The 26,354-nt window shown below is 72.5% G+C and carries 21 protein-coding genes; 6 read left to right on the top strand and 15 right to left on the bottom strand.

Annotation, left to right across the window (positions count from 1 at the left end; translation table 11 throughout):
- Positions 1-15 precede the first annotated feature (15 nt).
- Positions 16-1,044: an N-acetyl-gamma-glutamyl-phosphate reductase gene (argC, locus tag ABD481_RS35445; RefSeq protein WP_344670213.1), complete on the bottom strand. Its 1,029-nt coding sequence runs from the start codon at positions 1,042-1,044 to the stop codon at positions 16-18.
- 203 nt (positions 1,045-1,247) lie between these two features.
- Here argC and ABD481_RS35440 point away from each other — a divergent pair, with 203 nt between their 5' ends.
- The 3 genes from ABD481_RS35440 (at position 1,248) to ABD481_RS35430 (ending at position 5,898) form a co-directional block, all read left to right on the top strand.
- Positions 1,248-1,862 carry a hypothetical protein gene (locus ABD481_RS35440; protein ID WP_344670212.1) on the top strand — a complete coding sequence of 205 codons (615 nt, stop codon included), beginning with the start codon at positions 1,248-1,250 and terminating at the stop codon, positions 1,860-1,862.
- A gap of 231 nt (positions 1,863-2,093) precedes the next feature.
- Positions 2,094-4,895 (top strand): AfsR/SARP family transcriptional regulator, encoded by a 2,802-nt coding sequence (locus tag ABD481_RS35435; RefSeq protein WP_344670211.1) that lies wholly within the window; start codon positions 2,094-2,096, stop codon positions 4,893-4,895.
- 430 nt (positions 4,896-5,325) lie between these two features.
- Positions 5,326-5,898: a GNAT family N-acetyltransferase gene (locus ABD481_RS35430; protein WP_344670210.1), complete on the top strand. Its 573-nt coding sequence runs from the start codon at positions 5,326-5,328 to the stop codon at positions 5,896-5,898.
- A gap of 112 nt (positions 5,899-6,010) precedes the next feature.
- Here the strand turns inward: ABD481_RS35430 and pheT are convergent, their stop codons facing one another.
- The 7 genes from pheT to infC all read right to left on the bottom strand — a co-directional run bounded on the left by pheT (position 6,011) and on the right by infC (position 13,516).
- Positions 6,011-8,512 carry a phenylalanine--tRNA ligase subunit beta gene (pheT, locus tag ABD481_RS35425; RefSeq protein WP_344670209.1) on the bottom strand — a complete coding sequence of 834 codons (2,502 nt, stop codon included), beginning with the start codon at positions 8,510-8,512 and terminating at the stop codon, positions 6,011-6,013.
- A complete protein-coding gene (gene pheS, locus ABD481_RS35420; protein WP_344670208.1) occupies positions 8,512-9,648 on the bottom strand; it encodes a phenylalanine--tRNA ligase subunit alpha in 1,137 nt (378 codons plus the stop codon). Before pheS ends, pheT begins: the two co-directional genes overlap by 1 nt.
- Before the next feature lie 166 nt (positions 9,649-9,814).
- Positions 9,815-10,969: a sensor histidine kinase gene (locus tag ABD481_RS35415; protein WP_425559369.1), complete on the bottom strand. Its 1,155-nt coding sequence runs from the start codon at positions 10,967-10,969 to the stop codon at positions 9,815-9,817.
- Positions 10,970-11,140: 171 nt separating this feature from the next.
- Positions 11,141-11,959 carry a TrmH family RNA methyltransferase gene (locus ABD481_RS35410; protein WP_344670207.1) on the bottom strand — a complete coding sequence of 273 codons (819 nt, stop codon included), beginning with the start codon at positions 11,957-11,959 and terminating at the stop codon, positions 11,141-11,143.
- Between the two features lie 50 nt (positions 11,960-12,009).
- A complete protein-coding gene (gene rplT / locus ABD481_RS35405) occupies positions 12,010-12,396 on the bottom strand; it encodes a 50S ribosomal protein L20 (RefSeq protein WP_344660516.1) in 387 nt (128 codons plus the stop codon).
- 58 nt (positions 12,397-12,454) lie between these two features.
- Positions 12,455-12,649 carry a 50S ribosomal protein L35 gene (gene rpmI / locus ABD481_RS35400; protein WP_344660515.1) on the bottom strand — a complete coding sequence of 65 codons (195 nt, stop codon included), beginning with the start codon at positions 12,647-12,649 and terminating at the stop codon, positions 12,455-12,457.
- A gap of 141 nt (positions 12,650-12,790) precedes the next feature.
- Entirely contained in the window at positions 12,791-13,516 is a 726-nt protein-coding gene (infC, locus tag ABD481_RS35395; protein WP_344670228.1) for a translation initiation factor IF-3, read from the bottom strand.
- A 490-nt stretch (positions 13,517-14,006) separates the two neighbouring features.
- Between infC and ABD481_RS35390 the strand changes: the two genes are divergently transcribed.
- Entirely contained in the window at positions 14,007-14,318 is a 312-nt protein-coding gene (locus tag ABD481_RS35390) for a DUF1844 domain-containing protein (protein WP_344670227.1), read from the top strand.
- A 90-nt stretch (positions 14,319-14,408) separates the two neighbouring features.
- On the opposite strand, the gene ABD481_RS35385 is transcribed toward ABD481_RS35390, so the two are convergent.
- From ABD481_RS35385 to ABD481_RS35365, 5 genes are all read right to left on the bottom strand, one after another.
- Positions 14,409-14,846 (bottom strand): hypothetical protein, encoded by a 438-nt coding sequence (locus ABD481_RS35385; protein ID WP_344670206.1) that lies wholly within the window; start codon positions 14,844-14,846, stop codon positions 14,409-14,411.
- Positions 14,847-14,923: 77 nt separating this feature from the next.
- A complete protein-coding gene (locus ABD481_RS35380) occupies positions 14,924-16,411 on the bottom strand; it encodes a polymorphic toxin type 44 domain-containing protein (protein ID WP_344670205.1) in 1,488 nt (495 codons plus the stop codon).
- A gap of 27 nt (positions 16,412-16,438) precedes the next feature.
- Complete coding sequence (locus ABD481_RS35375; RefSeq protein WP_344670204.1) at positions 16,439-16,726, bottom strand: hypothetical protein; 288 nt, start codon at positions 16,724-16,726, stop codon at positions 16,439-16,441.
- A 96-nt stretch (positions 16,727-16,822) separates the two neighbouring features.
- On the bottom strand, positions 16,823-19,468 hold the full coding sequence (locus tag ABD481_RS35370; protein WP_344670203.1) for a S8 family serine peptidase: 2,646 nt from the start codon (positions 19,466-19,468) through the stop codon (positions 16,823-16,825).
- Between the two features lie 3 nt (positions 19,469-19,471).
- Positions 19,472-20,335 carry a hypothetical protein gene (locus ABD481_RS35365; protein ID WP_344670202.1) on the bottom strand — a complete coding sequence of 288 codons (864 nt, stop codon included), beginning with the start codon at positions 20,333-20,335 and terminating at the stop codon, positions 19,472-19,474.
- Between the two features lie 223 nt (positions 20,336-20,558).
- Here ABD481_RS35365 and ABD481_RS35360 point away from each other — a divergent pair, with 223 nt between their 5' ends.
- Together ABD481_RS35360 and ABD481_RS35355 are read left to right on the top strand one after the other, a co-directional pair.
- On the top strand, positions 20,559-21,782 hold the full coding sequence (locus tag ABD481_RS35360) for an amino acid deaminase/aldolase (RefSeq protein ID WP_344670201.1): 1,224 nt from the start codon (positions 20,559-20,561) through the stop codon (positions 21,780-21,782).
- The gene (locus ABD481_RS35355; RefSeq protein ID WP_344670200.1) at positions 21,779-22,396 is read left to right on the top strand and encodes a P-loop nucleotide/nucleoside kinase family protein; all 618 of its coding nucleotides are present in this window, start codon (positions 21,779-21,781) and stop codon (positions 22,394-22,396) included. Before ABD481_RS35360 ends, ABD481_RS35355 begins: the two co-directional genes overlap by 4 nt.
- Before the next feature lie 79 nt (positions 22,397-22,475).
- On the opposite strand, the gene ABD481_RS35350 is transcribed toward ABD481_RS35355, so the two are convergent.
- Entirely contained in the window at positions 22,476-24,878 is a 2,403-nt protein-coding gene (locus tag ABD481_RS35350; RefSeq protein ID WP_344670199.1) for a phosphatase domain-containing protein, read from the bottom strand.
- A complete protein-coding gene (locus ABD481_RS35345) occupies positions 24,871-25,956 on the bottom strand; it encodes an RNA ligase (ATP) (RefSeq protein ID WP_344670198.1) in 1,086 nt (361 codons plus the stop codon). The genes ABD481_RS35350 and ABD481_RS35345 overlap by 8 nt, the downstream gene beginning before the upstream one ends.
- Between the last annotated feature and the right edge of the window lie 398 nt (positions 25,957-26,354).

Raw genomic sequence — 26,354 nt, 5'->3', positions numbered from 1 at the left:
TGCTCACGGCGGCGCTCACGGCGCGGTCCCGACCGTGCTGAGGCCCGCGGTCTCCGGCAGGCCGAGCGCGAGGTTCGCACACTGCACCGCGCCCCCGGCGGTGCCCTTGGTGAGGTTGTCGATCGCCCCGATGACGACGGCCCGCCCGGCCGCCTCGTCGACGGCGACCTGGATCTGGACGTTGTTCGAACCGAGCACCGCCGCCGTGGTGGGCAGCCGGCCCTCCGGCAGGACGGTGACGAACGGCTCGTCGGCGTAGGCCTTGAGGTAGGCGTCCCGCAGCTGGTCGGCGGTGACGCCCGGCTGAAGCTTCGCGGTGCAGGTGGCGAGGATCCCGCGCGGCATCGGCACCAGCACCGGCGTGAAGGAGACCGCCACCGGCCCCTGCGCGACGGCGCCGAGGCTCTGCGTGATCTCCGCGGTGTGCCGGTGCGTCCCCGCGATGTTGTACGCGGACGCGTTGCCCATGACCTCCGAGCCCAGCAGATTCGGCTTCAGGGACTTGCCGGCGCCGGAGGTGCCGGTGGCGGCGACCACGACCACGTCCGGCTCCACCAGCCCGGCGCCCACGGCCGGGGCCAGCGCCAGCGAGGCGACGGTCGGGAAGCAGCCGGGCACCGCGACCCGCTTCGCCCCGTGCAGCGCGGCGCGCGCCCCGGGCAGCTCGGGCAGGCCGTAGGGCCAGGTCCCGGCATGCGCCGATCCGTAGAACTTCTCCCACGCGGCGGCGTCCACCAGCCGGTAGTCGGCCCCGCAGTCGACGATCAGCGTGTCCGGCCCGAGCGCCTCGGCGATGGCCGCCGACTGCCCGTGCGGCAGCGCGAGGAAGACGACGTCGTGCCCGGACAGCACCTCGGCGGTGGTGTCGGCGACGACGCGGTCGGCCAACGGCGCCAGGTGCGGCTGATGATCCCCGAGACGGGAGCCGGCACTGGAACCGGCGGTCAGAGCGCCGATCTGGATGTCGGGGTGTTCGAGCAGCAGGCGAAGCAGCTCGCCGCCCGCGTAGCCGGTCGCGCCGGCCACCGCCGCCGTGTAAGTCATGTGCATGAGAATACGGAATACTGGAACTGTATGCAAAGGGGTGTCTCGGGAAGTGGACGGGGCGGCTGTGCCGGGTCGCGCTGGTTAGAACCTGGCCATGGTTTCTGCAACCGCCTGCATGTCGTGGCTGGCGTCGACAGTGCGTACGGGGGTTGACAGTCGGTACCGTGGGATGATCCGGTTCGGCTAAGGGGGTGAAATGGATGGGACTGGACTACAGCTACGAGATTTTCCTGCCTGCACGCAACATCCCCCGAGCGTTGGGCGAGCTCGCCAAGCTCCTGCCTCCCGGTCGGGGCGAGCCCGCGCTGGCGTTGACCTTGCCGGGCGGTGAGCAACTGCTCATCCCGTTCACCTCACACTTCAAGCGGGATCCGGTCGACTGCTCTACCGGCCGGAACCTTGAGCTCGACACGGTGCTGCTTTTCGAAGTCGATGAGGCGGTACGCGGGTATCACGTGGCATCCAACGCCAAGCGCGAACAGGCGGGCCTCAGCGCATTGGAACTCGACGAGTCGGGCAGAGCGGCGATCGGATACATCTACCTCACCGCTCGGTTCTCGCCCAAACTTCACCCGCATTACGCATCCCTGCAGTTCACTGCGGCTACCTCGGACATGAGCCGGCTTTTCGAGTGCTCCGGAAGCGTCCGCAAGACCTTCACCGCCCTGGCCCGCGACAGCGACGCCGTCTACTGCCTGCTCGACACTGAGACCGATACCTTCCAGATATGCTGGCTCAACGGCAGGGAGACCGAGGAGACGGTTCTCGCTCCGCCACGTACCGCGAACGTAACCACCTGGTTCGAACAGGGGTGAGCACATCGCAGGGGATCTGATCCTGAAGGCAGATCCCGTGGCCACCCGACACGCTTCATCCATATTGGACGTCAGCGCCTTCACAGAAGCACGCGACTACCTACTGTCCCGCCGAAGCCAGCCGCCAGGTCAAGGCGCCACGTCAGTCGCAAATAGCGTGTCCCGGCACAACGGCGTGGTCCGAGCTGCCGAATTGCCCCTTCCATGTCCAGTCCAATACTGTCCGTGTCCATGTCAGGGATACGGTTCGGCATCCTCGGGCCATTGCTCGTCGAGGACCCGACCGGACCGCGTCCGATCGCCGCCGCGCGGCAGCGGGCCCTGCTCGCGGCCCTGCTCCTGACCGCTCCGCGGCCGGTCGCCGCCGCCGATCTCGCCGACCAGGTGTGGAATCTGGAGCCGCCGGCCGGGGCCGCCGGGACGCTGCACAGCTATCTCAGCCGCCTGCGGACCGCCCTGGGACCGCTCGGCGACCGGGTGAGGACGCACTCCTCCGGCTACACCGTCGAACTCGCGCCTGGTGAGCTGGACATCGACGTCTACCGCGCGCTGCGCGAGACGGCTCGTGCCGCCGCCGCGCGCGGGGATCTGGACGGTGCCGCGTCCGCGTACAGCGAGGCGCTCGCGATGTGGCGTGGCGCGCCGCTGGCCGACGTGCCCGGCGGGCCGTGGCGCGACGACGCCGTCCGGTACTGGGACGAGCAGGAGCTCGCGACCCGCGAGGAGCTGTTCGAGGTCGAGGTGCGGCTCGGGCGGGCCGCCGCCGTCATCCCGCGGCTGCGGGTGCTGGTCGCCGAGAACCCGTTCCGGGAGCGGCCCGCCGCGCTGCTGTTGCAGGCCCTGGCCGCGGACGGCCGGCGGGCCGAGGCGCTGACCGAGTACCAGCGGGTGCGGCGGGTGCTCGTCGAGGAGGCCGGGATCGAGCCCGGGGAGCAGCTGCGCGCCGCCTTCCAGGAGATCCTGCGCGAGGACGACGACCGCCCGGCCGCCCCGCACCTGCTGCCGCCCGGCGTCGCCGACTTCACCGGACGCGAGGAGCAGCTGGCCGCCGTCGCCGAGGTCCTCACCGCGGCCGAGCCCGGCGATCCGGCGCCGGTCGTGGTCGTCACCGGGCCCGGCGGGGTCGGCAAGACCTCGTTCGCGGTGCGGCTCGGGCAGCGGCTGCGTCCGGAGTTCCCGGACGGCCAGGTGTTCGTCCGCCTCGGCGGCCTGCGCGCGCCGCGACGGCCCGGCGAACTGGTCGCGGAGGTGCTGCGCGCCCTCGGCGTGACCGAGTTCCCCGCCGACGCCGACAAGCGCTCGGCACTGCTGCGCGGCACGCTGGCCGACCGCCGGGTGCTGCTGATCCTGGACGACGCCACCGACCCGGCGCAGATCCGGCGGCTCCTGCCGGCCGGCGCCCCGGCGGCGGTGGTGGTCACCACCCGGCGGCACCTGCCGGGGCTCGCCGGCCAGGTGCCGGTGGAGCTGGGCAGCCTGCCGACGGAGCAGGCGGTGGCTCTGCTCGCGCGGATCATCGGGACCGAGCGGGCGGCGGCCGAGCCGGAGGCGCTGGCCCGGCTGGCACGGGCCTGCGGCGGGCTGCCGATCGCGCTGCGGATCTGCGGGGCGCGGCTGGCGCAGCGGCGGAACCGGAGCGTCGCGTCGCTGGTCACGCGGGTGGAGACGGTCGGCCGGCGGCTGGCGGGCATCGACGCGCTGGAGGACGAGGCCCCCGAACCCTCCGCCCTGCGCGGCCCGCTCGAAGAGAGCTACCGCGCCCTCAACTACGGCGCCGCCGGCCGCGACGTCGACCTGGCGCGCGCCTTCCGGCTTCTGAGCCTCATCGGCGGCGAGCGCTTCAGCCTGCCGGCCGCCGCCGCGGTGCTCGGGGTCGACGAGTTCGACGCCGACTCCGCCGTGGAGCACCTGGTGGAGGTGTCGCTGCTGGAGGCGGCCGGGCCGGACCGCTTCGCCTTCCATCCCCTCATCCAGGAGTTGGCCCGCGAGCACGCCCGGAACAATGACGGCGCCGACGCCGGGGCCGCGGCGGTGGGCAGGTGGACCGCGTGGTGCCTGGCCATGGCGGCGGCCGCGGACCGGCTGTTCACCCCGAACCGGCCCAAGCTGGCGTGGGAGGCGTGGATCCCGGAGGGCGGACCGGCCCCGTTCGAAGGGCTGCCCGAGGCCGGGGACTGGTTCGACCGCGAGTCGGCGGGCCTGCTGGAAGCGGTCGTGGCGGCGGCCGGCGCCGGCGACCACGCCACCGCCGCCGCGCTCCCCCTGGTCCTGCTGCACGGCTTCCGGATCCGCGGCCGGGTGGAGGAGCTGGAGGAGCCGCTGCGGGTGGCCGTCGCCTCGGCGGTGGCGCTCGGGGAGCCGGAGGTGGCCGGGGTCCAGCTGAACAACCTGGCGATCGTGTACGGGGCCCTCGGCCGCTTCGAGGAGGCCATCGCGACGTTCGCCGAGGCCGTCCCGCACTACGAGCGGGCCGGGCTGGCCGAGCGGGTCGCGCAGGCGAACATCAACGCCGCGATCACGGTCGCGCAGAGCGGGCAGCCGGCGCGGGCCGCCGAGCGGCTGGGCGCCTCGCTGGCCGAGATCGAGACGCTGCCCGAGACGCCGCTGCTGGCCAGCATGCGCGTGTCGGTGCTGCTCGCGCTGGCCGAGGCGCTGCGCGATTCCGGGAAGCCGCAGGAGGCGCTGCTCGTGTACCCGCGGCTGCTGGCCGAGGCGGAGGCCGTCGGCGACACCCCGCGTCTGGCGATCGCCTGGGGCAACCTCGGCAAGCTGCACGTCAAGGACGGACGGCCCGAGGAGGGCATCGGGTCCGTGGAGAAGGCGCTGGAGCTGCACCGCTCGATCGGCAACCACGACGGCGAGGGCTACACCCTGTGGGCCCTGGGCGAAGCCCGCGTGGCGCTGGGCCAGTACGACGACGCGCGCCGCGCCTACGCCCAGGCCCGGGAGATCTTCCTGCGGTTGGGCCGCCAGGGGTTCGCCGCCGACCTCGCCCGCGAGATCGCCGAGCTCGACGAGCAGGCCGCCGGCTGAGGCCGGTGCCGACTGGTCCGAGAGTCCGGAATCCGTCCGAGAGTCCAGGATCCGTTCGAGAGTCCAGGATCCGTTCGAGCGTTCGGGACAGGTTCGGGATCCGTCCGGGTCCGCCGGTTCCGGGGGCCCGCCAGGTGTTCGGCCAACCCCCTCGACCGGCCGAACCCGGCGTCTCCATGAAGATCGCAGTCTGCCCGCCGCCCCACGACGGGCAGACTGCGCGCTCATAGACCCCCGGGCCCTGCCAGCCCCTGTTGCGGAATCTCGCAGAACCCCTCTCACCAGGCCCCCGACGGTGTTCCCTGGTTGACATCAATTCTCGACGCCGCCTCTTGCGTTTGGCTTGCGCCGGATGTGCGCTGCCGCAAGGACTGGAAAACAGCGCGGAGCGGGTTGCCATGAGGCCGACTCATCAGGATCATGACGGCGTATGACCGAACCTGTTGAACAGCCCAAGGCCCTGGCACCCGGAGTGTTCCCGCCGGAGGTCGCCGAGCTCGACGGTTTCCGCCTGCGGCGGCCCGCGCCGGCGGACGCCGTGGTGCTGCTCGACGCCGTCACGGACAGCTTCGCCGAGCTGCACCCGTGGATGCCCTGGGCCACCGAGCCGGTGGAGCTGGCCAACCAGGAGGCCTTCATCACGCGCTGCCTGGAGCAGTGGCCGACCGGCCGGTTCTTCAACTGGTTCATCATCGACGCCGGCGGCGCGCTGATCGGCAGCATCTCGCTGATGGACCGGATCGGTCCCGGCGGGGTGGAGATCGGCTACTGGCTGCGCACCGGCGCCACCGGGCGCGGGGTGATGACCCGGGCCGCCGCCTGGGTCACCGACGTCGCGCTGAGCCTGGAGGGCGCCGACCGCGTCGAGATCCACTGCGACGCGCAGAACGTGCGCAGCGCCGCCGTGCCGCGGCGCCTGGGCTTCCGGCTGGACCGGACGGTGAGCGTCGAACCCTCCGCGCCGGGCGAGTCCGGGCTGCGACAGATCTGGGTCACGTCGTAGGAGCGCCGCGGGCAACGCCTCGGAAAGCAGAAGGCGCGGCGGCCGGGAACCATCCCGGCCGCCGCGCCTTCCGTGCGCCTTCGCCGCGCCTTCCGTACGCCTTACGTCCCGCCTAGCTCCGCAACGCCGCGCCGGTCCGCTCGGCCGCCAGCGCCACCGCGCTCTCCCGGGCGGCGCTCGCCTCCTCCGCGGTCAGCGTCCGGTCCGGGGCCCGGAACCGCAGCGCGAAGGCCAGGGACTTGCGGCCCTCCCCGATGCGCTCGCCGGTGTAGACGTCGAACAGGCGCACCGACTCCAGCAGCGGCCCGGCGCCCTCGCGCAGCGCCGCCTCGACGGCGTGCTCGGGCACCGAGGCGTCGACGACCAGGGCGACGTCCTGCGTCGCCACCGGCATCGTGGACAGCGCCGGGGCCTGGGTCAGCACCTCGACGTCCGGGATCATCCGGTCCAGCTCCAGCTCCAGCGCGGCGGTGCGCGGCGGCAGGCCGAGCTCGGCGACCACCCGGGGGTGCAGCTCGCCGGCGTGGCCGACCAGGCGGCCGTTCACCGCCAGGCGGGCGCAGCGGCCCGGGTGCCAGGGCTCGTGCTGGTCCTGGGTGATCTCCAGCTCGACCCGGCAGGCGTCGGCGACGATCCGCGCCGCCTGGATCGCGTCCTGCCAGCCGGCCGGGCGCCCGGCGCCCCACCAGCCGGCCGGCTCGCGCAGGCCGGACAGCACCACGGCCACCCGCCGCGGCTGGTGCGGCAGCGCCGCGTCCAGCGAGGCCAGCTCCTCGTCGGTGGGCCGGCGCTCCACGGTCAGGCGCGGCGCCACCGGGGCGGCGTCCCGCTTCGGCCGGAAGACCAGGCCCTGCTCGAACAGCGCCAGGTCGGCACTGCCGCGGCCGACGTTGCGCCGCAGCGCCGCCAGCAGCCCCGGCAGCAGCGTGGTCCGCATGGCCGGCTGCTCCTCGGAGATCGGGTTCGCCAGCGGCACGGTGTTGCGGCGCGGGTCGTTCGGCGGCAGCCCGAGCGCGTCCAGGTCGGCCGGTCCCAGGAACGGGTAGGCGATGACCTCGGAGTAGCCCGCGGAGGCCAGCGCGGTGCCGACCCGGCGGCGGATCCGCTGCGCCGGGCTGTAGCCGGTGCCGGCGCCGGCCCGGGGCAGGGTCGAGGGCAGCCGGTCGAAGCCCTCCAGCCGGATCACCTCCTCGGCCAGGTCGTTCGGGTCGCGCAGGTCCGGGCGCCAGGTCGGCGGCGTGACCACCAGGTCGTCGTCGCCGGCGGGGAGGAGCTCGCAGCCGACCTCGGTCAGCCGCTGCTCGACCTCCGCGCGGGTGTAGTCCACGCCCGCGACCCGGCCCGGGTGCGTCCACGGGATCGTGATCGCGGCCGGACGGGTCGGCGTGCCGACCACGGTCGCGCCCGGCGCGGCGGTGCCGCCGCCGAGCTCCACCAGCAGGTCGACGACGCGCTGCGCGGCGGCGGCCGCCGCCGCCGGGTCCACGCCGCGCTCGAAGCGCTTGGACGCCTCGGAGTGCAGCTTGAGCCGCCGCACCGTCCGCGCGATCGACGTGGCCTCGAAGTGCGCGGCCTCGACCACGACCTCGGTCGACCCGTCGTGGATCTCGGTGGAGGCCCCGCCCATCACGCCGGCCAGGCCGATCGGCCCGGAGTCGTCGACGATCAGCAGGTCGCCCGGGTCCAGCTGCCGCTTGGCGCCGTCCAGCGTCTCCAGCACCTCGCCGGCGCCGGCCCGCCGCACCACGATCGGCCCGGACAGCCGCTGCCGGTCGTAGGTGTGGATCGGCTGGCCCAGCTCCAGCATCACGTAGTTGGCGATGTCGACGATCAGCGAGATCGGCCGCATCCCGGACATCTGGAGCCGCCGCTGCATCCACAGCGGCGAGGACGCCTTCGGGTCCAGGCCGGTGACGGTGCGCGCGACGAACACGTCGCAGCCGGCCGCGTCGTCGACGCGGACCGGGTAGCCGGCGTCGTCGCCGGCCGGCGTGGCCAGGGCCGCCGGGTCCAGGAACGGCAGCTCGAAGCCGATCGCGGTCTCCCGCGCGATGCCGCGCAGGGACAGCGCGTAGCCGCGGTCCGGCGTGATCTCGAACTCGACGACCTCGTCGTCCAGCCCCAGATAGACGATCGCGTCGGCGCCCACCGGCGACTCCGGCGCCAGCACGATGATGCCGTCGTGGTCCTCGCCCAGGCCCAGCTCGCGCGCCGAGCAGATCATGCCGTTGGAGTCCCGGCCGTAGGTCTTGCGCTCGGCGATCCGGAAGTCGCCGGGCAGCACCGCGCCCGGCAGCGCCACCACGACGTGGTCACCGACGGCGAAGTTGCGCGCGCCGCACACGATCGACTGCGGCGTGGCGGCCGAGCCCGGCCCCTCGGCGGCGGCCGTGACGACCACCTGGCAGTGCCGGATCGGCTTCTTGAAGCCGGTCAGCTCCTCGATCGCCGCGACCCGCCCGACGACCAGCGGCCCGGTCAGGCCCTCGGAGACCTTCTCGATGGTCTCCAGCTTGCCGCCGCCGGTCCGCGTCAGCGTGTCCGCGACCGCGAACGCGGTGGTCCCGTCCGGCAGCGCAACGTAGTCCTGCAGCCAGGAGTAGGGGACGCGCATCAGATCTCCATCCCGAACGGGAGCGTGAAGCGCACGTCTCCCTCGATCATGTCCCGCATGTCCTTGACGTTGTTCAAGAACATCAGGCTCCGCTCCAGGCCCATCCCGAAGGCGAACCCGCTGTAGCGCTCGGGGTCCACGCCGCACGCGACCAGCACGCGCGGGTTGACCATGCCGCAGCCGCCCCACTCGATCCAGCCCTCGGAGCCGCAGGTGCGGCACGGGTTGTCCGGGTCGCCGACCGAGGCGCCCTTGCACACGAAGCACTGCAGGTCGACCTCGGCCGACGGCTCGGTGAACGGGAAGAAGTGCGGGCGCAGGCGGGTCACGACGCCGTCGCCGAACATCGCGGTGGCCCAGTGGTCCAGGGTGCCCTTCAGGTCCCCCATGGTCAGGCCCTCGTCGACGGCCAGGCCCTCGATCTGGCTGAACACCGGGGTGTGCGTGGCGTCGAGCTCGTCGGTGCGGTAGGTGCGGCCCGGGGAGACGACGTACACCGGGGCGCCCTGCGCCAGCAGGGTGCGCGCCTGGACCGGGGAGGTGTGAGTGCGCAGCACCATGCCGCTGGCCGTGCTCTCGGCGCCCTCGCCGGCCGGCTTGCCGGCGACGAAGAACGTGTCCTGCAAGTCGCGCACCGGGTGGTCCGGCGGGAAGTTCAGCGCGTCGAAGTTGTACCACTCGGCCTCGACCTCGGGCCCGTCCACCACCTGGTAGCCCATGGCCACGAAGATGTCCGCGATCCGCTCCTGGATCGTGGTCAGCGGGTGCCGGGCGCCGCGCGGGGCGCGGTCCCAGGGCAGGGTGACGTCGACGGCCTCCTCGATCAGGACGCGGGCGTCGCGCTCGGTCTCCAGCTGCTCCTGCCGCTCGGCCAGCGCCTGCTTCACCGCGCCGCGGGCCTCGCCGATGCGCTTGCCGGCCTCGGCGCGCGCGGCCGGCGGCAGAGCGCCGATCTCGCGGTTGGCCAGCGCCAGCGGGGCACGGTCCCCGGCCACGGCGATCTTCACCTGGTGCAGTTCGTCCAACGTCGACGCGGCGGCGATGGCGGCCAGCGCGTCGGACCGGTGGCGGGCGACCTCGTCGGGCTTCACCGCCTCGACTTCCACCGGGTCGTACGACTTGTTCGGTGCCGACATGTTGTTTTGGTCTCCATGGATTCACGGCCCGCGAGCTCAGCAGGCACAGCCGAGTCTAGAGGGGCCACTGGACGAACACGGATTCCGCCCGGGCTGTGACACGGCGCGGGGCGTGAAGGATCCGTGCGAAGGACGCGGAGAAGCCCGCGCGCCGGCCTGTGCAGGCCTACGCGACGGGCAAGGTAAATCGGAAGCGGGCGCCGCCGGAAGCGCCGTTGCCGACGGAGACGACGCCGTCGTGCGCTTCCACGAGCCCCTTCACGATGGACAGGCCCAGGCCGGTCCCGCCTCGGCGGCCACCCCGCCAGAACCGGGTGAAGACACGGGTGAGCTGGTCCTCCGGGATCCCGGGACCCTCGTCGCTCACCGCCACCGCCACGCTCGACACACCTTCGGTATGCAGACCCGGCAAGGACCGGTCGTCCTCGGCCTGAGCCTCGATTGTGACAGTGCCTCCGCCGTGCCGCACCGCGTTTTCCAGAAGATTGGCCAGGACTTGCCGGAGTTTGTCCGGGTCGGCCGACACCGGCGGCAGCCCGCACGGGATCTCGATCCGGAACGTCTCCTCCGGCACGCCCTGGGCCACACAGGCCCGGACCTGGTCGGTGATCAGCTGGTGCAGGTCCACCGGGACCCGGTGAAGCGCCATCCGGCCGGAGTCCAGGCGCGCGACGTCCAGCAGCTCGGCGATCAGGCGCACGACGCGGTCGGCGTCGGCGTCCACGGTCTGGAGCATCATCCGCTTCTGGTCGTCGGTGAACCGGTCCCAGCGCGCGAGCAGGGTGGCGGTGAAGCCCTTGACGCTGGTCAGCGGGGAGCGCAGCTCGTGGGCGACGGTGGCGATCAGGTCGGACTGCCGGCGCTCGCGGCGGCGGCGCTGCTCGGTGCCGCGCAGCCCCAGCACCAGGCCGGTGACCGGGGTGGAGCGGCCGTCGCGCCGGCTGTAGCGGGCGGTGACGAGCAGTTCGGTGCCGGCCTGCGGCCCGGCGTCGGGCCCGGCCTCGGGGTCGCCGAGCCACAGCGGCACCTCGGGGTGGCCGGTGCGGATGCTCAGCCCGCCGTAGGGGTCGGCCAGGCGCCACCAGTCGCGGCCGTCGGAGGTGCGCAGCGGCAGCACCTCGGCGAAGTCGCGGCCCACGGCGGCGTCGGCGGGGATCCCGGTGAGCGCGGAGGCGGCGCGGTTGAACACCCGCACCACGCCCTCGGCGTCGGCGGCGACGAAGCCGTCCGGCAGGTCGTCGGGCACCAGCAGGCCGTCGAGCGCGCCGGCGAACAGGCGCAGGCCCGGCCCCGCCTGCCGCGCCCCGACCGATACGGTCACCTGACGGTCCTCCTGCCTGCTGCCCGCGCTGCCCGTGCACTGTGCGCCTTTTGCATCACCTTCCGTCGATCCGCCACACTATCGTTCCGCGACGACGGATCACCGGCTACCGGTGGCGAGGCATTCGCCACGGTGAACACTGCCGGACTCCCGGAGGACTCGCGGGGGCGCTCAGCGCTGCGCCCGGGCAGAGGAATATAAGCACACTGCTGCCGCCGTCGCCAGATTGAGGCTCTCGGCCCGGCCGTGGATCGGCACCCGCACCGCCTCGTCGGCCAGCGCCAGCAGCGCCTCCGGCAGGCCCCACGCCTCGTTGCCGAACAGCCAGGCGGTGGGCTCGGCCAGCCGGCCGGCGTCCAGCTCGTCGTCGAGGTCGGCGGCGCCGGTGCCGTCGGCGGCCAGGATCCGGGCCCCGGCCCCGCGCAGCGCGGCCACCGCCTCCGCCGCGGTGACCCCGACCGCGACCGGGACGTGGAACAGGCTGCCGGCCGAGGCCCGCACCGCCTTGGGGTTGTAGACGTCGACCGACTCGGCGGTGACCACCACCAGGTCGGCCCCGGCGGCGTCGGCGCAGCGCAGCACGGTGCCGGCGTTGCCGGGGTCGCGCACGTGCGCCAGGATCGCGACCAGCTCCGGACGGTGTCCGGCCAGGAACTCCGCCAGCGGCACGTCCAGGAACCGGCACACGCCGACCAGGCCCTGCGGGGTGACGGTCTCGCTGAGCGAGGCCACCAGCTCCGGGGTGCCCACGGTGAGCTTGGCGCCCTGGGCCCGGGCCGCGGCCACGATCTCGCCGTGCCGCTCGGCGGCCTCGGCGGTGGCGAACAGCTCGACCAGCACCCCGTCCCGGTCGGCGGCCTCGCGCACCGCCTGCGGGCCCTCGGCCAGGAACAGCCGCTGCTTGGCCCGGAACGAGCGCGAGGCGAGCCGCCGCGCCGCCACCGCGCGCGGTGCGCGCTGGTTGGACAGCTCGGGACTCGCCTCGGTCATGGCCTGCTCGCCGATCCTGGGAAAGGGGGCCTGGGAGCCGGAACGGCTGCTCAGGCGGCGGCCTTGGGCGCGTTCACGTCGGAGGGCAGCGCCTTCTTCGCGACGTCGACCAGGGCGCGGAACGCCTCGGCGTCGTTCACCGCGAGCTCGGCCAGCATCTTGCGGTCGACCTCGACGTTCGCCAGGTGCAGGCCCTGGATGAAGCGGTTGTAGGTCATGCCCTCGGCGCGGGCCGCGGCGTTGATGCGCTGGATCCACAGCCGGCGGAAGTCGCCCTTGCGGTCCTTGCGGTCCCGGTAGGCATAGACGAGGGAGTGGGTGACCTGCTCCTTCGCCTTGCGGTACAGCCGGGAGCGCTGGCCGCGGTAGCCGGCGGCCTGCTCCAGGACGACCCGGCGCTTCTTCTGGGCGTTCACTGCCCGCTTGACGCGTGCCATTGTTCTATCTCCTGCTCAAAATATCTGGTCGGGGGGCGAGAGGCGCGGCGGGCCCGCCTCAGCGGCCGAGCAGCCGCCGGACGCGCTTGACGTCGGACTTGGCGACCTCGACCTCGCCGGTCAGACGGCGGGTCAGCTCCGAGGACTTGCGCTCGAAGTTGTGGCGCATACCGGTCTGGCCGCGCATGATCTTGCCCGAGCCGGTCACCTTGAACCGCTTCTTGGAACCGCTGTGGGTCTTCTGCTTCGGCATGGCGCCGTTTCTCCTTCACATGGGGCGGATCCGTGGGGTGTGCCCCGCACGGATCCGCTCTCGCTCTACGCCCCGGGCCGGCCGCCGCGCTGGTTCAGCGTCGGGCGGCCCGGGCCCGGAACCGGTCCGGCCTGACCGGGGTCAGGACTGTTCTTCCTCGACGGTCTCGGTGGCCTCGGCCGCCTCGGCGGCGATCGGCTCGGCCGCGGGGGCCGACTCGACCGACTCGACCGATTCGGCCGGCTCGACCGACTCCTCCGGCTCGACCGCGGCCTGGGACGCCTCGGCCTCGACGGCCGAACCGCCGGCCTTGCGCTGCTCCTTGGCCGCGCGGGCCTCGGCCATCGCCTCGGTCTTCTTCTTGTGCGGCCCGAGCACCATGATCATGTTGCGGCCGTCCTGCTTCGGCGCGAACTCGACGAAGCCGAGCTCGGCCACGTCCTCGGCGAGCTTGCTCAGCAGCCGCCGGCCGAGTTCGGGCCGGGACTGCTCCCGACCGCGGAACATGATGGTGATCTTGACCTTGTCCCCGGCCTTCAGGAACCGCACCACGTGACCCTTCTTGGTCTCGTAGTCGTGCGGGTCGATCTTCGGGCGGAGCTTCATCTCCTTGATGACCGTGTGCGCCTGGTTCTTGCGCGCCTCACGGGCCTTCAGGGCGGACTCGTACTTGTACTTGCCGTAGTCCATGACCTTGACGACCGGCGGCCGCGCGGTCGCGGCGACCTCGACCAGGTCGAGGTCCTGCTCCTGAGCCAGCCGGAGCGCGTCCTGGATCGACACGATGCCGACCTGCTCACCGTTGGGGCCGACCAGCCGCACTTCGGGAACGCGGATCCGGTCGTTGATACGGGGCTCAGTGCTGATGTGGCCTCCTACGTTCTGGGCTCTCGGCCCGGGGTCCTCTTCGGTACGCGGCCCTTGCGCGGAAAACGCAAAAACCTCGCACGACATGCATGCGAGGCTCCACCACCGGACAGACCGACACTCGGAAAAATGTCGGGTACCCCCGGCGCGAACGCCAGAGAAACCCAGCCCCGAGCGTGAGGCTTTGTGACCGGAACCCGTCCGCCCGAGGGCCGACCAGGTGGGAGATGGATCTCCGCTTGCGGATCGGGACACGCGCGAGCATGTCCGGATCGGTCGTGGAACCGATACTAGCAGCTTCCGGGGCGTGGCCGTGACGCCGGGTCACCGACCGCGGCGTGGGAAGCTGGACCGGCAACAGACAGATCCGCCGCAAGGAGCCGCAGTGACCGACAACACCCCCAGCGCCTCGGCCATTCCCGACGACGCCACGGACCACGGCACGGCCGGTCCCGACAGCGCCGCGGCCGGGCCCGCCGAGCAGCGCGACCTGGCCGACGTGCCCGCGGTGGAGGTCATCGGCACCGTGACGGTGCACCTGATGAGCGCGGCGGCGGTGAAGCTCGGCCTGGCCGAGAACGGCGAGGCCGACCTGGACCTGGACGAGGCCCGCAAGCTCATCACCGCGCTGGCCGGCCTGGTCACGGCAGCCGCCCCGGAGATCGGCTCACAGCACGCAGCGCCACTGCGCGACGGCCTGCGCACGCTGCAATTGGCGTTCCGGGAAGCTTCGCACTACCCGGACGAGCCGGGGCAGGGCCCGGGCGAGAAGTTCACCGGGGCGGTCTACGCGCGGGGCTGAGTACGTGCGGGCTGAGTACCTGCGGGGCTGAGGTCGAGTCGGACAGAGGTCTTGATCGGACAGAGGTCTTGAGCTGTGCAGGCCGCGGACTCAGAACGGCCACCAGCTCGGCACGCCTCCCGCGCACTGTCCCGGATCGAAAGTCCCGGCATCCATGCGGACCCCCCACGCGTAGTCGAGCCCGAACGGCACCGCGCACAGCAGGACAATCACCAGGACACGAAGCGCGGTGCCTATCGGACCCGGACGCGAGATCCAGCGCCGGCCAAGCACCGCAGACATGACATAGGTGCCCGCATAGAGCACGAACCGCAGCAGGTCCGCGCCCAGCCACGTATACGCCGCCCCGCCCGGAAAGACATCGTCGATCGGGCCGCCGCCGACCTGGCACGACTCCCAGGTCGAATTCAGCGCCCGCAGCTGGGCGACCATGAGCGCCAGCCCCACCACGACGGCAACGAGGGCGACGACCCCGACTCGCCGTGGTGCGGCATCGTGCCGCCGCACCACGGCCTCTTGATTCAGCATCTCTTCCCGGCTCAGCGCGCTTCGGCTTCCTGTTCAGAGCGCTTCGGCCTCGTTGCCTGCCACGCCGACGCGGACACTCAATACAGCGGGTTGTTCGGCAGGTCGCCGCCCTTCCAGTCCTTCGGCGGCTGATCGAGCTTCGACGGATAGCCCTGGTACTCCGAGTACGGCCGCAGCTGGTCCAGGTGCGCGTAGATCTCGTCGTCGATCGCCTGCTTGGTCAGCTGGTCCGGCCGGTAGTGCTCGAACAGGTCGATGCCCATCTGGCGGCCGACGTAGTTGCCCTGCGTGTTCTTGCCTCCGCCGCCGAGGTAGGCGTTGAGCTCGGCGCCGTGCTGGAGGTCGTCGGCGCTGAAGCCGGCGGCCCGGCCGACGTAGCCGTAGGAGATGTTGGCCCAGATGTTGTCGTAGAGCTCGACCTGGGGATCCTCGTCGAAGCGGGTGTACTGGTGGGTCTCGCCCGGCTGGGTCGGGATCTTGCTGAGGATGTCCTGGATCTTGCCCTTGAAGTCCCAGGGCTGGCCCGGGCCGACCATCGCCGCCCACATGGTGATGGCCGCGTTGATCTTGCCGCCGGGGTCGGTGTCGAACGGGGACGGGTGCTCGCCCTCGCGCAGCAGCTCCTGGATGTTCTTGAACTGGTCGCTGTTCATCATCGAGAAGATCTCTTGGAAGATGAAGTCGCGGCTGGCGTTGTAGCGCGGGGAGACCGCCGGGTCGTCGCCGGGGTCCTTGGTGAAGTCGGCGCCGACGGCCGGGTCCAGCTTCAGGTCCGCCGGGTCGCCGCCGAACTCCTTGAAGCGCTGGTCGAAGGTGCCGCCGCCGTAGGCCCCGGCGGTCGTGCCGGACCAGGGCGCGTGGGTGATGGCCTCGTCCGCGGCGTCGTGCAGCGCCTTGGCGCAGGTGTTCGCGGCGCTGGTCAGCCGCTGCACCGCGCTCTGGACCTTCTTACGGGCGTTGACGCAGGTGTTGATCACGGTCTGCGAAGCCTGCGAGATGGCAGCGTTGTTGTTCAGCGGCACGTAGCCGGGCGCGGGTCCGGGCGCCGGGTGCGGGATGCTCGGGTCCGGCGCCGGGTCGGGCTTCTGCCGCGCTATCAGGATCTTGGACAGCGCGTCGACGTAGCCCTGGTCGCCGCCCTGGCCGCCGTCGCCGGGCAGGCCGTGCAGGTCCTCGGGGGTCAGGCCGACGTCGGAGAGCGCGCGCTGCGCGCCGCCGCACGCGCCGTCGGCGTCGCCCTGGCACTCGGCGTAGGTGGTCTGGTACTTGTCCAGGGCGCCGGCGGCGTCGTGATAGCTGTTCTTCATCGAGCCCAGCTGCTGCGGGAACGGCTCGAAGGCCCGGTAGAAGGCCTCGCCGGACTTGCCCAGCCAGTTGGTCAGGGCCGGGTCCGACAGCAGCGCGAACAAGTCGCGGTGCACGGTCTCGGCGTTGTCGGCGACCTGGGTGAAGTTCGAGGACACCAGGGCCGGGGCGAACGTGTCGCCGGGCACCGGGTCGCTGCCGAACCCCAGGATCCACCAGGTGGTGGGACGGGCACCGCCGCCGCCTTCGTCGGGTCGCATCTGATCCTCCGTCGGTCGGGCGGGCCGTCAGCCGGTCGGGCTGCTGTCGGCGAGGTGCTTGTCCATCTTCTTCAACTCCGCGATCGAGCCGTCGACCATCTTGGTCAGGGCGTCGAAGTAGGAGTCGATCGTGGCGCGGCCGGTGCTCCAGCGCTGCACGAAGTCGTGGAGGGCGTCCTCGACGTTCTTCGCGCCCATCCGCCCGGTGTAGTCCGTGGCGCTCTGGCCACTGGAATCGAACGCGATCTGGGCATTGCCCAGCGCGTCCGAGAAGTTCTCAAGGCCGTCGTAGTCGACCTGAAGCTGATCCCCCATGCAGCGTCCCCCATGTCCCGGCGCGAGTCGGTGATGATCGCCATCCGAGCTTACGCATCAGAGTCCTGATGGGCAACGTCCAGTTGCGCGGGGACCTCAGCCGTTCCCGTCCCCCGACTCGGCCTTCTCCAGCACGGCGGCGAACGCCCGCACCGCGGCCGGCTCGACCTCCAGGAACGACGGCAGCCCGAGGTCGACGAGCACGATCTCCGCCCCCTCGGCCTTGGCCGCCGCACACGCCCGCGGGAACGCCACCGGCATCGGCCGAGCCTCCGGATTCCACGCCGCCAGCGCCGCCACCGACGTGAACACCGGCAGCGCCCGCGTCCCGTCCGGAGCGACGAGCGTCACCAGGGCCATATCGCTGTTCTTGTCCCGCCGCAGGCTCCGCCCCTGGTCGTCAACGACCTCCTCGGCCTCCCCGAGCACCGCGACGATCGGCGTCAGCACCCGCGCGTTGAGCAGGTAACCGTACGCATGCTCGACCGCCGCCTCCCCGCGCCCATGCGCCTCCAGGACGGCCAGCAGCGCGGGATCCGCGGTGCCACTGTCTTCGGGGAAGGCGGAGGGGGCGATGGTGCGTCCGGCGAAGTCGGTCATGAGGTCGACTGTAGTCGGCGCGGGGGCGGGGGCTGGACCGGAGGGATCGGCGCTTGGTTCAGCGGTCGGTTCAGCGGTCGGTTCAGCGGTCGGTTCAGCGGTCCGCTCAGCATGCGGCTCGGCGGTCAGCACAGCACTCGGTTCAGCGGTCGGTTCAGCGGTCGGTTCAGCAGTCAGCTCGGCGGTCAGCTCGGCGGTCAGCCCGGCCCCGGCAGGCTGTTCGGCATTCGGCTCGGCAGCAACTTCGGCATGCGGCCTGGCAGGCTGTTCGGCATTCGGCCCGGCAGCAACTTCGGCATGCGGCCCGGCAGGCTGTTCGGCGCTCGACTCGGCAGCAACTTCGGCATTCGGCCCAGCAGGCTGTTCGGCATTCGACTCGGCAGCAGCTTCGGCATTCGGCCCAGCAGGCTGTTCGGCGCTCGGCCCGGCAGCAGCTTCGGCACTCGGCCCAGCAGGCTGTTCGGTGCTCGGTTCGGCGATCAGCCTGGTATTCAGCGTGGCATTCGGCTTGGCGGTGGCGACATCGGCGCTCGGTCCGGCGGTGGCGACACCGGCGCTCGGTTCGGAGGCGCCGATGCCGACCAAACCAGTGGTGGTTCCGGCCGCGTCGGCCATCGGCTCACCGGCCGGTCCGGAACCCCAGCCGGCGGTTCCCGGATCAGTGTTCTGTGAATTAGTCGACAAAGCGATCGTCGGGGCGGTCTGCGGCATCGAAACGTTCGCGCCGGCCCACATCACCCCCGGCGTGTCCGGCCCGAAGCCGTAGCCGAACGCCAGCTCAGGACCGGCCCCCGCAGCTCCGGCCGCGGCCGCCGCGCGCGCCCGCCGCCGTCCCCGCACCACCAGCCATCCGGCCAGCAGCAGCGATCCGGTCCCGGCCACCGCGGCGTCCGCGATCCCGCGCTCGCGCCGCGTCAGTCCGCCGGCGCTCTGGTCGGCGACCGTCGCGGGCCCGTAGCCGAAGTACCGCGGCCCCTTGTACGGCGCGGCCGTCGCGGTCGGCGGCTGTGCGGGAACGCCGGCGGCCGCCTTCAACGCCGCCACCGGGTCCACGATCCCGTTGCCGAGTTCGTCGTCGCGGCCGCTGGAGGGGCGGGAGCTGGCGGTGTTCTTGAGGATCTGCGCGACCTGGAGCGGGCTCAGCGCGGGGTTGGCCGAGCGGATCAGGGCCACGACGCCGGCCACGTAGGCGCAGGCCGGGCTGGTGCCCGCGCCGACCAGGGTGTCGGTGCCGAGGATCGGACCGAAGTCGGCGTAGGCACCGTCGCCGACATCGTCAACCGGCAGGGCCATCGGGATGGCGACGCCGGGGGCCGCGACCGCGACGTCCCAGCCGGTGGAGGAGAACGAGGCGCGGACGCCGTGGCGGTCGACCGCCGCCACGCCAATGACGCCGCGCTCCCCGGCCGGGTACTCGGTGACGTCCCGCGCCGGGTCCCGGCCGCCGTTGCCGGCCGCCACGACGATCGACACGCCGTGCGCCAGCGCGTAGCGCACCGCGTCGGCCTCGTGGGTGGTGTCGCTGTCCGCGCCCTGGACGGTGCCGCCCAACGACATGCTGATCACCTGCGCGCCGTGGTCGACGGCGTAGCGGATGCCCTCGGAGATCGGCGTGTGGGACAGCTCCAGCAGGCCGCGGTCCGGGTCCTCGTCGTCGCGGATCACTCGCACCGACAGGATCTTCGCCTCCGGGGCGACGCCCATGATGCCCGCGCTGTTGCCGGGGCCGTGCCCGTGGCCGGCGATGACCGAGGCCATCCCGGTGCCGTGCACACCCCACTGCGGGTCGCCCGGCTTCTCCTTCCCGCCGACCAGGTCCGGCCCGGCGGTCACCTGCCCGGCCAGGTCCGCGCGGGTGCCGACGACGCCGGTGTCCAGCACCGCGACCGTGACGCCGGCGCCCTTGGTGGTCTTCCACGCCTGCGGCAGGTTGAGGAAGGCGATCGGCCACTGCGCGTCGCGCACCGCGTCGGCGTGCGCGGCCGGCGCGGTCAGGAGGATCGGGAGTGCGGCGGCGACGGTCAGCGCCGCGACCCGGCGCAGCCGGACGAAGCCTTGCCTGGCGCCCGGTTCGTAACCTCGCTCGAAGCCCTGCTCAAAGCCCCGCCCAAAGCCCGGCACAGAAGTCCTTCCCGATCCCATGCGCTACTTCTTCGCCGCGTCGTCGAACTGCGTGGCGAACACCTGCGACAGCCCCAGCGCCGCCTGCACCGGCGGCGAGTCGCCGCCCAGCGACTTGGCGGTCCCGATCCGCAGCACCGCGTCCGTCGAGCCGGGCCGGCCGTCGGCGAACGACGAGACCACGTACACCAGGTAAGAGCCGTCGATCGAGGCCTGCGAGTTCCACACCGTGCGCTGCGCGTCCTTCCAGGCGGCGGCCGGCGTCCCGGGCGGCGCGAACACCCCGGGCATCAGCTCGGGCCGGCGCGAGTCGGCGTCCGGCGTCCACTGCCGCCACACCTGGTCCCGGGCCGCCGTGGGGCCGTCGATCACGACGATCCCGACCGTGGCGAACACCGTCTGCGTGATGTCGGTGTAGGTCGCCCGAAGCACCTTCACGCACGCTGTCTGCGGCGCGTCCTTGCCCAGCTCGGAGACGAAGTCCTTCGGCAGCACGTCGCACCCGGCGGCGTCGGCGACGCCGAGGCGCACGTACTGGCTGCCCGGGCTGACCGTCGCCGGGAACAGCTGCTCGACCGTCTTCGTCCGCCACAGCGCCCGCACCGCCCGGTCCTGAAGCTCCGACGGCGCCACCGCCGCCGCTTGCAGCGCCCCCGCCAGGCTGCCCGCGCCTATCAAGCCGACCGAGCCCGCAGAGCCCGCCGATCCGGTCGAACCCGCCGAACCGGCCGACCCCGCCGCGCCCGCGCCCGAGCCCAGGCCCGAACCCGAGATCGCGCCCGAGCCCGAACCCGACCCCGGCGACCCGGTCGCCACCACCGCGGCCGTGGCCACGACTGCTCCGACCAGCACGGACGCCGCCGCGCCCCACCAATAGCCCTTAACCATGCCGCCACCGGCCATGGCCTGCCCCGCCCCCGACACGTGCGACCCCCGACCCGGCTTTCGCGAGCCCGGGCACAGCTGCCGGCGCGGACCGCGCGCTCTCCACCGCGTCCACCCCAACACCCCTATCCGAAACCGAACGCCCAGAAGATTAGCCGCCCCACCACCGCGTGCGTAACCTCACCTCCCCTATCGCCCCGCCGCCGGCGTGTGCGAGGCTGATCTCATGCCCCCCACCCCGCCCGGCCCCGACGCGGACCGCCGCCGCCTCGACACCGCGACCGCCGCCCTCGAGCCGCCGTTCGCCGCCGTCGATCTGGACGCGTTCCACGCCAACGCCGCGGACCTGACCCGGCGCGCGGCCGGCAAGCCGATCCGCGTGGCGAGCAAGTCGGTGCGGTGCCGGGCGCTGCTGGAGGAGGTGCTGGCGCTGCCGGGCTACCAGGGCATCCTGGGCTTCACGCTGCCCGAGGCGCTGTGGCTGGCCGAATGCGGCTTCGACGACATCGTGGTGGCCTACCCCAGCGCCGACCGGGCCGCCTACGCCCGGCTGGCCGGGGACGCCGCCGCGCTGGCCGCCGTCACCGTCATGATCGACAGCGTCGACCACCTGGACCTGATCGAGAAGGCGGTGGCCGGGGCGGACGGGGGCGCGGGCGCCCCGATCCGGGTCTGCATCGACATCGACGCGGCGTTCCACGCCGCCGGCGGCCGGGTCCGCATCGGCGCGCGCCGCTCCCCGCTGCACACCCCGGCGCAGGTCGCGGCGATGGCCCGCGAGGTGGTGCGGCGCGACTCGTTCAAGCTCGTGGGGCTGATGGCCTACGAGTCGCAGATCGCCGGCGTCGGCGACGCCCCGCCCGGACGGCCGCTGCGCGGCGCGGCGATCCGCGCGATGCAGAGCCGCTCGGCGCGGGAACTGGCGGCCCGGCGCGCGGCGATCGTGGACGCGGTGCGGACGCTGGCGCCGCTGGAGTTCGTCAACGGCGGCGGCACCGGCAGCATCGAGCGCACCACCGCCGAGGACGCGGTCACCGAGATCGCGGCCGGGTCCGGGCTGTACCAGCCGTGGCTGTTCGACTCCTACCGGGCGTTCCGCGGCCGGCCGGCGGCGCTGTTCGCGCTGCCGGTGGTGCGGCGTCCCGGCCCGGAGGTGGCGACGGCGCTGGGCGGCGGCTACCCGGCCTCGGGCGTGGCCGGCAAGGACCGGCTGCCGCAGCCGTACCTGCCGCCGGGGCTGTCCTACGACCCGAACGAGGCGGCCGGCGAGGTGCAGACGCCGCTGCTGGGCAAGGTGGCCGCGACGCTGCGGGTCGGCGACCGGGTGTGGTTCCGGCACACCAAGGCCGGCGAGCTGTGCGAGCGCTTCGACACGCTGTACCTGATCTCCGGGGACGAAGTAGTGCGCTCCGTGCCGACGTACCGGGGCGAGGGCAAGACCTTCTTGTGAAGGAAGCGACCTCGCTGGGCAGGGCTGTGGAGCCCTTCCATCGCGGGATCGTGATGGTCTCCGGCGCGCCCGGAGCCGGCAAAACCACCCTCGCCAGGCCGCTGGCCCGCGCGCTGGGGATGCCGCTGTTCGCGAAGGACAGCATCAAGGAGCGGATCCACGACGTGCTGGCCGGGGCCGGCACGGACGACGCCGGGGACGAGCCCCGCGACCGCCTCGGGCTGGCCGCCGAGCCGCCGTGGTCACGACGGCTCGGGGCGGCGTCGATGGAGCTGTTGTGGCTGCTGGCCGCCGATGCTCCGGCGTGCGTGCTGGAGGCCAACTTCTGGTACGGGCACGAACACCAGAACGCCTCGCTGCGGGCGCTGACCGACGGCGGCAGGCTGGTCGAGGTCCACTGCACCGTGCCGCGCGAGGAGGCCATCCGGCGGTACGCCGCCCGCCACGCGGCGGGCGAGCGGCACGCCGTGCACACCGACGCCACACTCACCCCCGAACGCTGGGAGCAGCACTTCAGCGCGCCGATCGGGGTCGGACAGGTGATCGAGGTCGACACGTCGGGGCCGGTGGATGTGGCCGCCCTGGCCGTGTCGGTTCGGGCGTTGCTGGGCTGAGCGACCCGGCCGGACCACTTCAGCGGGTCCAGCGGGACGACGCTTCGTCCCACCGGACCCGCCCTGGGTGACTTCGCGGCTAGAAGTCCCCGTAGTCGACCTGCCAGCAGGTCAATCCCATCCGCCGCCAGAGCGCGACCACCCGCGACCGGTCGTCCAGCACCACGCGGACCGCGAACCGGTGTCGGACGTGCGCGTCGAACAGCTCGCTTTTCACGATGTCGTCCCCGCGCGTGTCGCCGGCCTTGCGCATCCACAGCTCGTCGTACGCGACGCCGTTCGCCGCCAGCCACCGCTCGGTGCCCTCGCGCACGTCGTCGCCGCGGCCCGACATCAGGATGATGCGGTCCCCGCGCGCCGCGAACGCCACCAGCGCGTCGGCGGTGGCGACGATCAACGTGTCGGTATCCACCTTCGCCCAGTCGTACGGACCACGGTTGGTGTTGTCGGCGAGCGTGCCGTCGATGTCGCACAGCACCGCGCCCGCCAGCGTCGCGTCGGCCACGTAGGTCGTCGCCGGCACGACCTCGTTCAGCTCGTCCGCACTGAGCTTCCAGCCCGAGGACTTCGTCGAGGCCAGCCGCAGCGCCATCGCGCGGATGTGGTCCTCCCCCACCGGATTCGGGCGCGACGCGTCGCGGCGCACGCATTCCTCGACGTCCACATCGGTCAGGTCGTGCACGCGGAACTCCGCACGGCCGCCGAGCAGCTGCTTGAGCCGCTTGGGGATGCGCGAGACGAGGTGGGTGTTGTCGACGACCACGTCAAAGCCGGACTCGACGGCGGCCAGCACCGCCGCGTCCTGCACCGCGAGCACAGTCTCCTCATGACCGCGGCCCAGACGCTTGGAGCCGTCGTTGTCGTCGAGCATGCGGCGCAGGTCGTCCAGGCTGACCCGGCGCATCCGGCCGTCGGCGGCGGCCATCAGCTCGCGGGCGCGAGTCGACTTGCCGGAGGCGGGCAGGCCGCGCATCAGGTGGACGACCGGCTTGCCGCGGTGGACGCCGGGGCCGGTCGGGACGGGGGCGAGGTCGATGTCGGCTTCGGCTTCGGCTTCGGCTTCGGCACCAACAGCGCCTTCTGCGGCAGCAGCGTCCTCCGCAGCAGCCACGACACCGACACCAGCTCCGACGCCGACTCCGGCTCCGGCTCCGGCTCCGGCTCCGGCTCCGGCAAGGCCAACGGTGGCGGCGGTCGCGGCGCTCGCCTCCGCAGCACCGCCACCCTCCCCCGAGGACTCGTCAGAGAACTCATCGTCCTTCTGGAACGCCTCACCAGCCTCCGGCTTCAGCACCCGCCACACATGCATGGCGATCGGCCGCCCGTCCAGCATCAGGAACATCCCGGCCCGCACGAACCCGTCGAACTCCTTCGCCGCCCGCGCGTACGCCCCACGCTCACCGGCCAGGTGCGCCAGCGACTGGTGCGCCTGCTCGATCTGCGCGATGAGCACGTCGGCGCGCGCCGCCAGCTCGTCGCAGACCCCGCGGACCCAGGCGTCGTACTCATCGGGCACGTCCTCCAGCAGCGGCGCCAGCGGCCCGCCGGGGATCCGCCGCATGCCGACGACCTCGTTGGGCTGCACCCCGATCGCCTGCGCGATCTGCACGTCGGTCGCCTCGGGGTACCGCTGCACGGCCAGCGCGCGCCAGATGTGCTTCGGGGTGACGCTGGTCAGCCGGTAGTGCAGCGAGACGTAGCCGGACAGCTTGGTCTTGGTCCGCAGGCCGGAGGCGAAGCGGATGACCCAGCCCTCGGCGTCGGTGCCGGTGGCGCCGGCGCCGTCGAGGTGCTGGTTCTGGTCGGCCAGCGTGGCCAGCACGCCGAAGGTGTCGGTCCAGTCGTAGGTGCGCACGACGGTGCCAACGCCCTGCCAGGCCGGCGCGGCCTCGCGCAGCGGCAGCTCGGTGCCGTCGGCCCGGTAGGCGGCCAGCAGCACCAGGTCGCGGCGGTCGCCGTAGTTCACGACGATGCGGTTCTCCGGGTAGACGATCTCGGCGAGGTAGGTCACCGAGGGGTCGAGCGCGGAGGTGTCGGCCTGGTCGAGGTGGCGCTGCGCCCAGGCCGCCTGGTCGGAGATGAACGAGCCCTTCGACGCCGCGCGCCAGGCGCCGTCGTAGTGGAAGACGATGCCCAGCGAGCCGTCGACCTTGTCGTAGACCTCGAACGGCTCGTCGGGCAGCGGCGGGGCGTAGTCGAACTTGCCGTGCTGGCCGTGGTTAAAGAACTTCGGCAGGCACCAGGCGGCGATCCGGCCGGTGCGGTCGTCGACTATCAGCCCACGAGTACGGACGGTGACCGGGGTCCAGTACTGGTCGTACTGGCAGCTGCGGCTGTAGGAGTAGATCGACAGCGGCAGGCTCGGGTGCGTGCGGCGGGTGACCCGCTCGTCGGCGACCTCCCGTTGCAGCTCCCGCGGATCCAGGACGGCGGACAGCAGCGGACGCTCCCCCGCGCCCGCCGCGTCGGTCCGGTCACTCATACTCGGTTCCCCCGCTCCTCGTCACGTACTCCGCCGAGACGATCTTGCCGATCGTCCGGCTCCCCACCACGTCGTTGCGGTGCTCGCGCTGGGCGCGCACCACGATGCCTTCACGGATGTGGGCACCGGTGCCGCTCACCGTCTCCTTGCCGGAGGCCAGCGCGAGCAGCAGCGACTCATCGTAGGGGCCCTCGTAGAGGACCGGCACACGCGGGATGTCCAGGTCCGCCAGCGAGGCCAGGACCTCGGTCTGCTCCGGCGCGTCCAGCCAGCGGACGACGCCGTTCACGTCGATACAGATGTCGAACACGGCGTAGCCGGGCCGGTCCTGCGCGTCGGCGCCGTAGGCGAGGTCCTGGACGCCCTTGCCGTAGACCTCGCCGTAGATGCCGACGCGGAGCGCGCCGTAGGCCTCAGCGATCCGGGCGGCGGCCTCGGGCAGGCGGTAGGCGAGGACAGTGCGCCAGTAGAGGTTTCGGTCGGCCTCGGCCAGCGACAGGCTCTTGGCACCGAAGCCCTTGGACGACACGAGGTTCTCACCGGTCTCGGCCAAATACGTGTACAGACAGCAGGTGCCGTGCACCTTCTCGGTGGCGGACACCGGCTCGCCGGGCTCGAAGATGCCGGGGTAGCGGGCGATGTTCTCGATGTCGGTCCAGGGCAGCAGGTCGGCGGCCGACAGCACGTCGCCGGACATGCTCACCGGGACCGGCGGCACCCACTTGACGACGCCGAGCAGCTCGGCGAAGTCCACACCGTCCCGGTGCGCGGCGGCCAGGTCGACGTCGGCAACGGCCTTCGGCAGGCAGACGATGCCCTGCGACAGCTCGCCGCGCAGCCGGATGGCCTTGACGCGGTCCTTGTCCGGGCCGGCCAGCCGGCCGGTGAGCCCGAGCTCGTCGATCAGCCCGGCCGGGAGAACGGCCTGCTCGGGGATGTATATCGCGTGCTGACCGGACCGATAGGCACCCTTCGCGACGACGGCGCGGTAGAGACCGACCTGCGCCAGCTCCAACGCGTCGGCGTTGGGGTGGACGTGGATCGTCAGGGGTTCGGCGGTGACACGCAGGGTGGACATGGGCCTTCTCGTCTCGTGGTGGGCCAGGCGGCTGGGATCAGGGGGCTGGGATCAGAGATCAGAGATCAGGGATCAGACATCTGGGATCAGGATCCGCGGTCCGGAATCGGACTCCACCGACGGTAGAGCGTGAGCAGCGATCGAGGCACCGGGTTTTTCGAGGCATAGGACCGCTGATTCCTGGCCGGGTCGGCGAGACGTCCGACCCGGCCAGGCGGTTCTGGTCTGGCGCAGCGCTGCCGGTTCGGACGCAGCGCTGCCGGTTCGAGCACAGCGCTGGCGGTTCTGACGCAGCGCCGCTCGTTCCGACGCAGCGCCGCCGGTTCCGACGCAGCGCCGCTCGTTCTGGCGCAGCGCCCGTCCGGCCCCGGCGCTCGAACCAGGCCCAGCGCTCGTTC

Origin of the sequence: Catenulispora yoronensis, assembly GCF_039531695.1 — a bacterium.
Taxonomy (GTDB): Bacteria; Actinomycetota; Actinomycetes; order Streptomycetales; family Catenulisporaceae; genus Catenulispora; species Catenulispora yoronensis.
Note: the sequence above shows the minus strand (reverse complement) of the source record. Positions and strands in the feature narration are given on the sequence as shown.

What these genes read in the sequence shown, in the direction of transcription:
- ABD481_RS35370 (WP_344670203.1), bottom strand. Translation starts at nt 19,468, where the DNA reads ATGGGATCGGGAAGGACTTCTGTGCCGGGCTTTGGGCGGGGCTTTGAG.
- ABD481_RS35365 (WP_344670202.1), bottom strand. Translation starts at nt 20,335, where the DNA reads ATGGTTAAGGGCTATTGGTGGGGCGCGGCGGCGTCCGTGCTGGTCGGA.
- pheT (WP_344670209.1), bottom strand. Translation starts at nt 8,512, where the DNA reads ATGCGCGTCCCCTACTCCTGGCTGCAGGACTACGTTGCGCTGCCGGAC.
- ABD481_RS35435 (WP_344670211.1), top strand. Translation starts at nt 2,094, where the DNA reads ATGTCAGGGATACGGTTCGGCATCCTCGGGCCATTGCTCGTCGAGGAC.
- argC (WP_344670213.1), bottom strand. Translation starts at nt 1,044, where the DNA reads ATGACTTACACGGCGGCGGTGGCCGGCGCGACCGGCTACGCGGGCGGC.
- rplT (WP_344660516.1), bottom strand. Translation starts at nt 12,396, where the DNA reads ATGGCACGCGTCAAGCGGGCAGTGAACGCCCAGAAGAAGCGCCGGGTC.
- ABD481_RS35345 (WP_344670198.1), bottom strand. Translation starts at nt 25,956, where the DNA reads ATGTCCACCCTGCGTGTCACCGCCGAACCCCTGACGATCCACGTCCAC.
- ABD481_RS35430 (WP_344670210.1), top strand. Translation starts at nt 5,326, where the DNA reads ATGACCGAACCTGTTGAACAGCCCAAGGCCCTGGCACCCGGAGTGTTC.
- ABD481_RS35385 (WP_344670206.1), bottom strand. Translation starts at nt 14,846, where the DNA reads ATGCTGAATCAAGAGGCCGTGGTGCGGCGGCACGATGCCGCACCACGG.
- ABD481_RS35440 (WP_344670212.1), top strand. Translation starts at nt 1,248, where the DNA reads ATGGGACTGGACTACAGCTACGAGATTTTCCTGCCTGCACGCAACATC.
- ABD481_RS35350 (WP_344670199.1), bottom strand. Translation starts at nt 24,878, where the DNA reads ATGAGTGACCGGACCGACGCGGCGGGCGCGGGGGAGCGTCCGCTGCTG.
- pheS (WP_344670208.1), bottom strand. Translation starts at nt 9,648, where the DNA reads ATGTCGGCACCGAACAAGTCGTACGACCCGGTGGAAGTCGAGGCGGTG.
- ABD481_RS35380 (WP_344670205.1), bottom strand. Translation starts at nt 16,411, where the DNA reads ATGCGACCCGACGAAGGCGGCGGCGGTGCCCGTCCCACCACCTGGTGG.
- rpmI (WP_344660515.1), bottom strand. Translation starts at nt 12,649, where the DNA reads ATGCCGAAGCAGAAGACCCACAGCGGTTCCAAGAAGCGGTTCAAGGTG.
- ABD481_RS35410 (WP_344670207.1), bottom strand. Translation starts at nt 11,959, where the DNA reads ATGACCGAGGCGAGTCCCGAGCTGTCCAACCAGCGCGCACCGCGCGCG.
- ABD481_RS35375 (WP_344670204.1), bottom strand. Translation starts at nt 16,726, where the DNA reads ATGGGGGATCAGCTTCAGGTCGACTACGACGGCCTTGAGAACTTCTCG.
- ABD481_RS35360 (WP_344670201.1), top strand. Translation starts at nt 20,559, where the DNA reads ATGCCCCCCACCCCGCCCGGCCCCGACGCGGACCGCCGCCGCCTCGAC.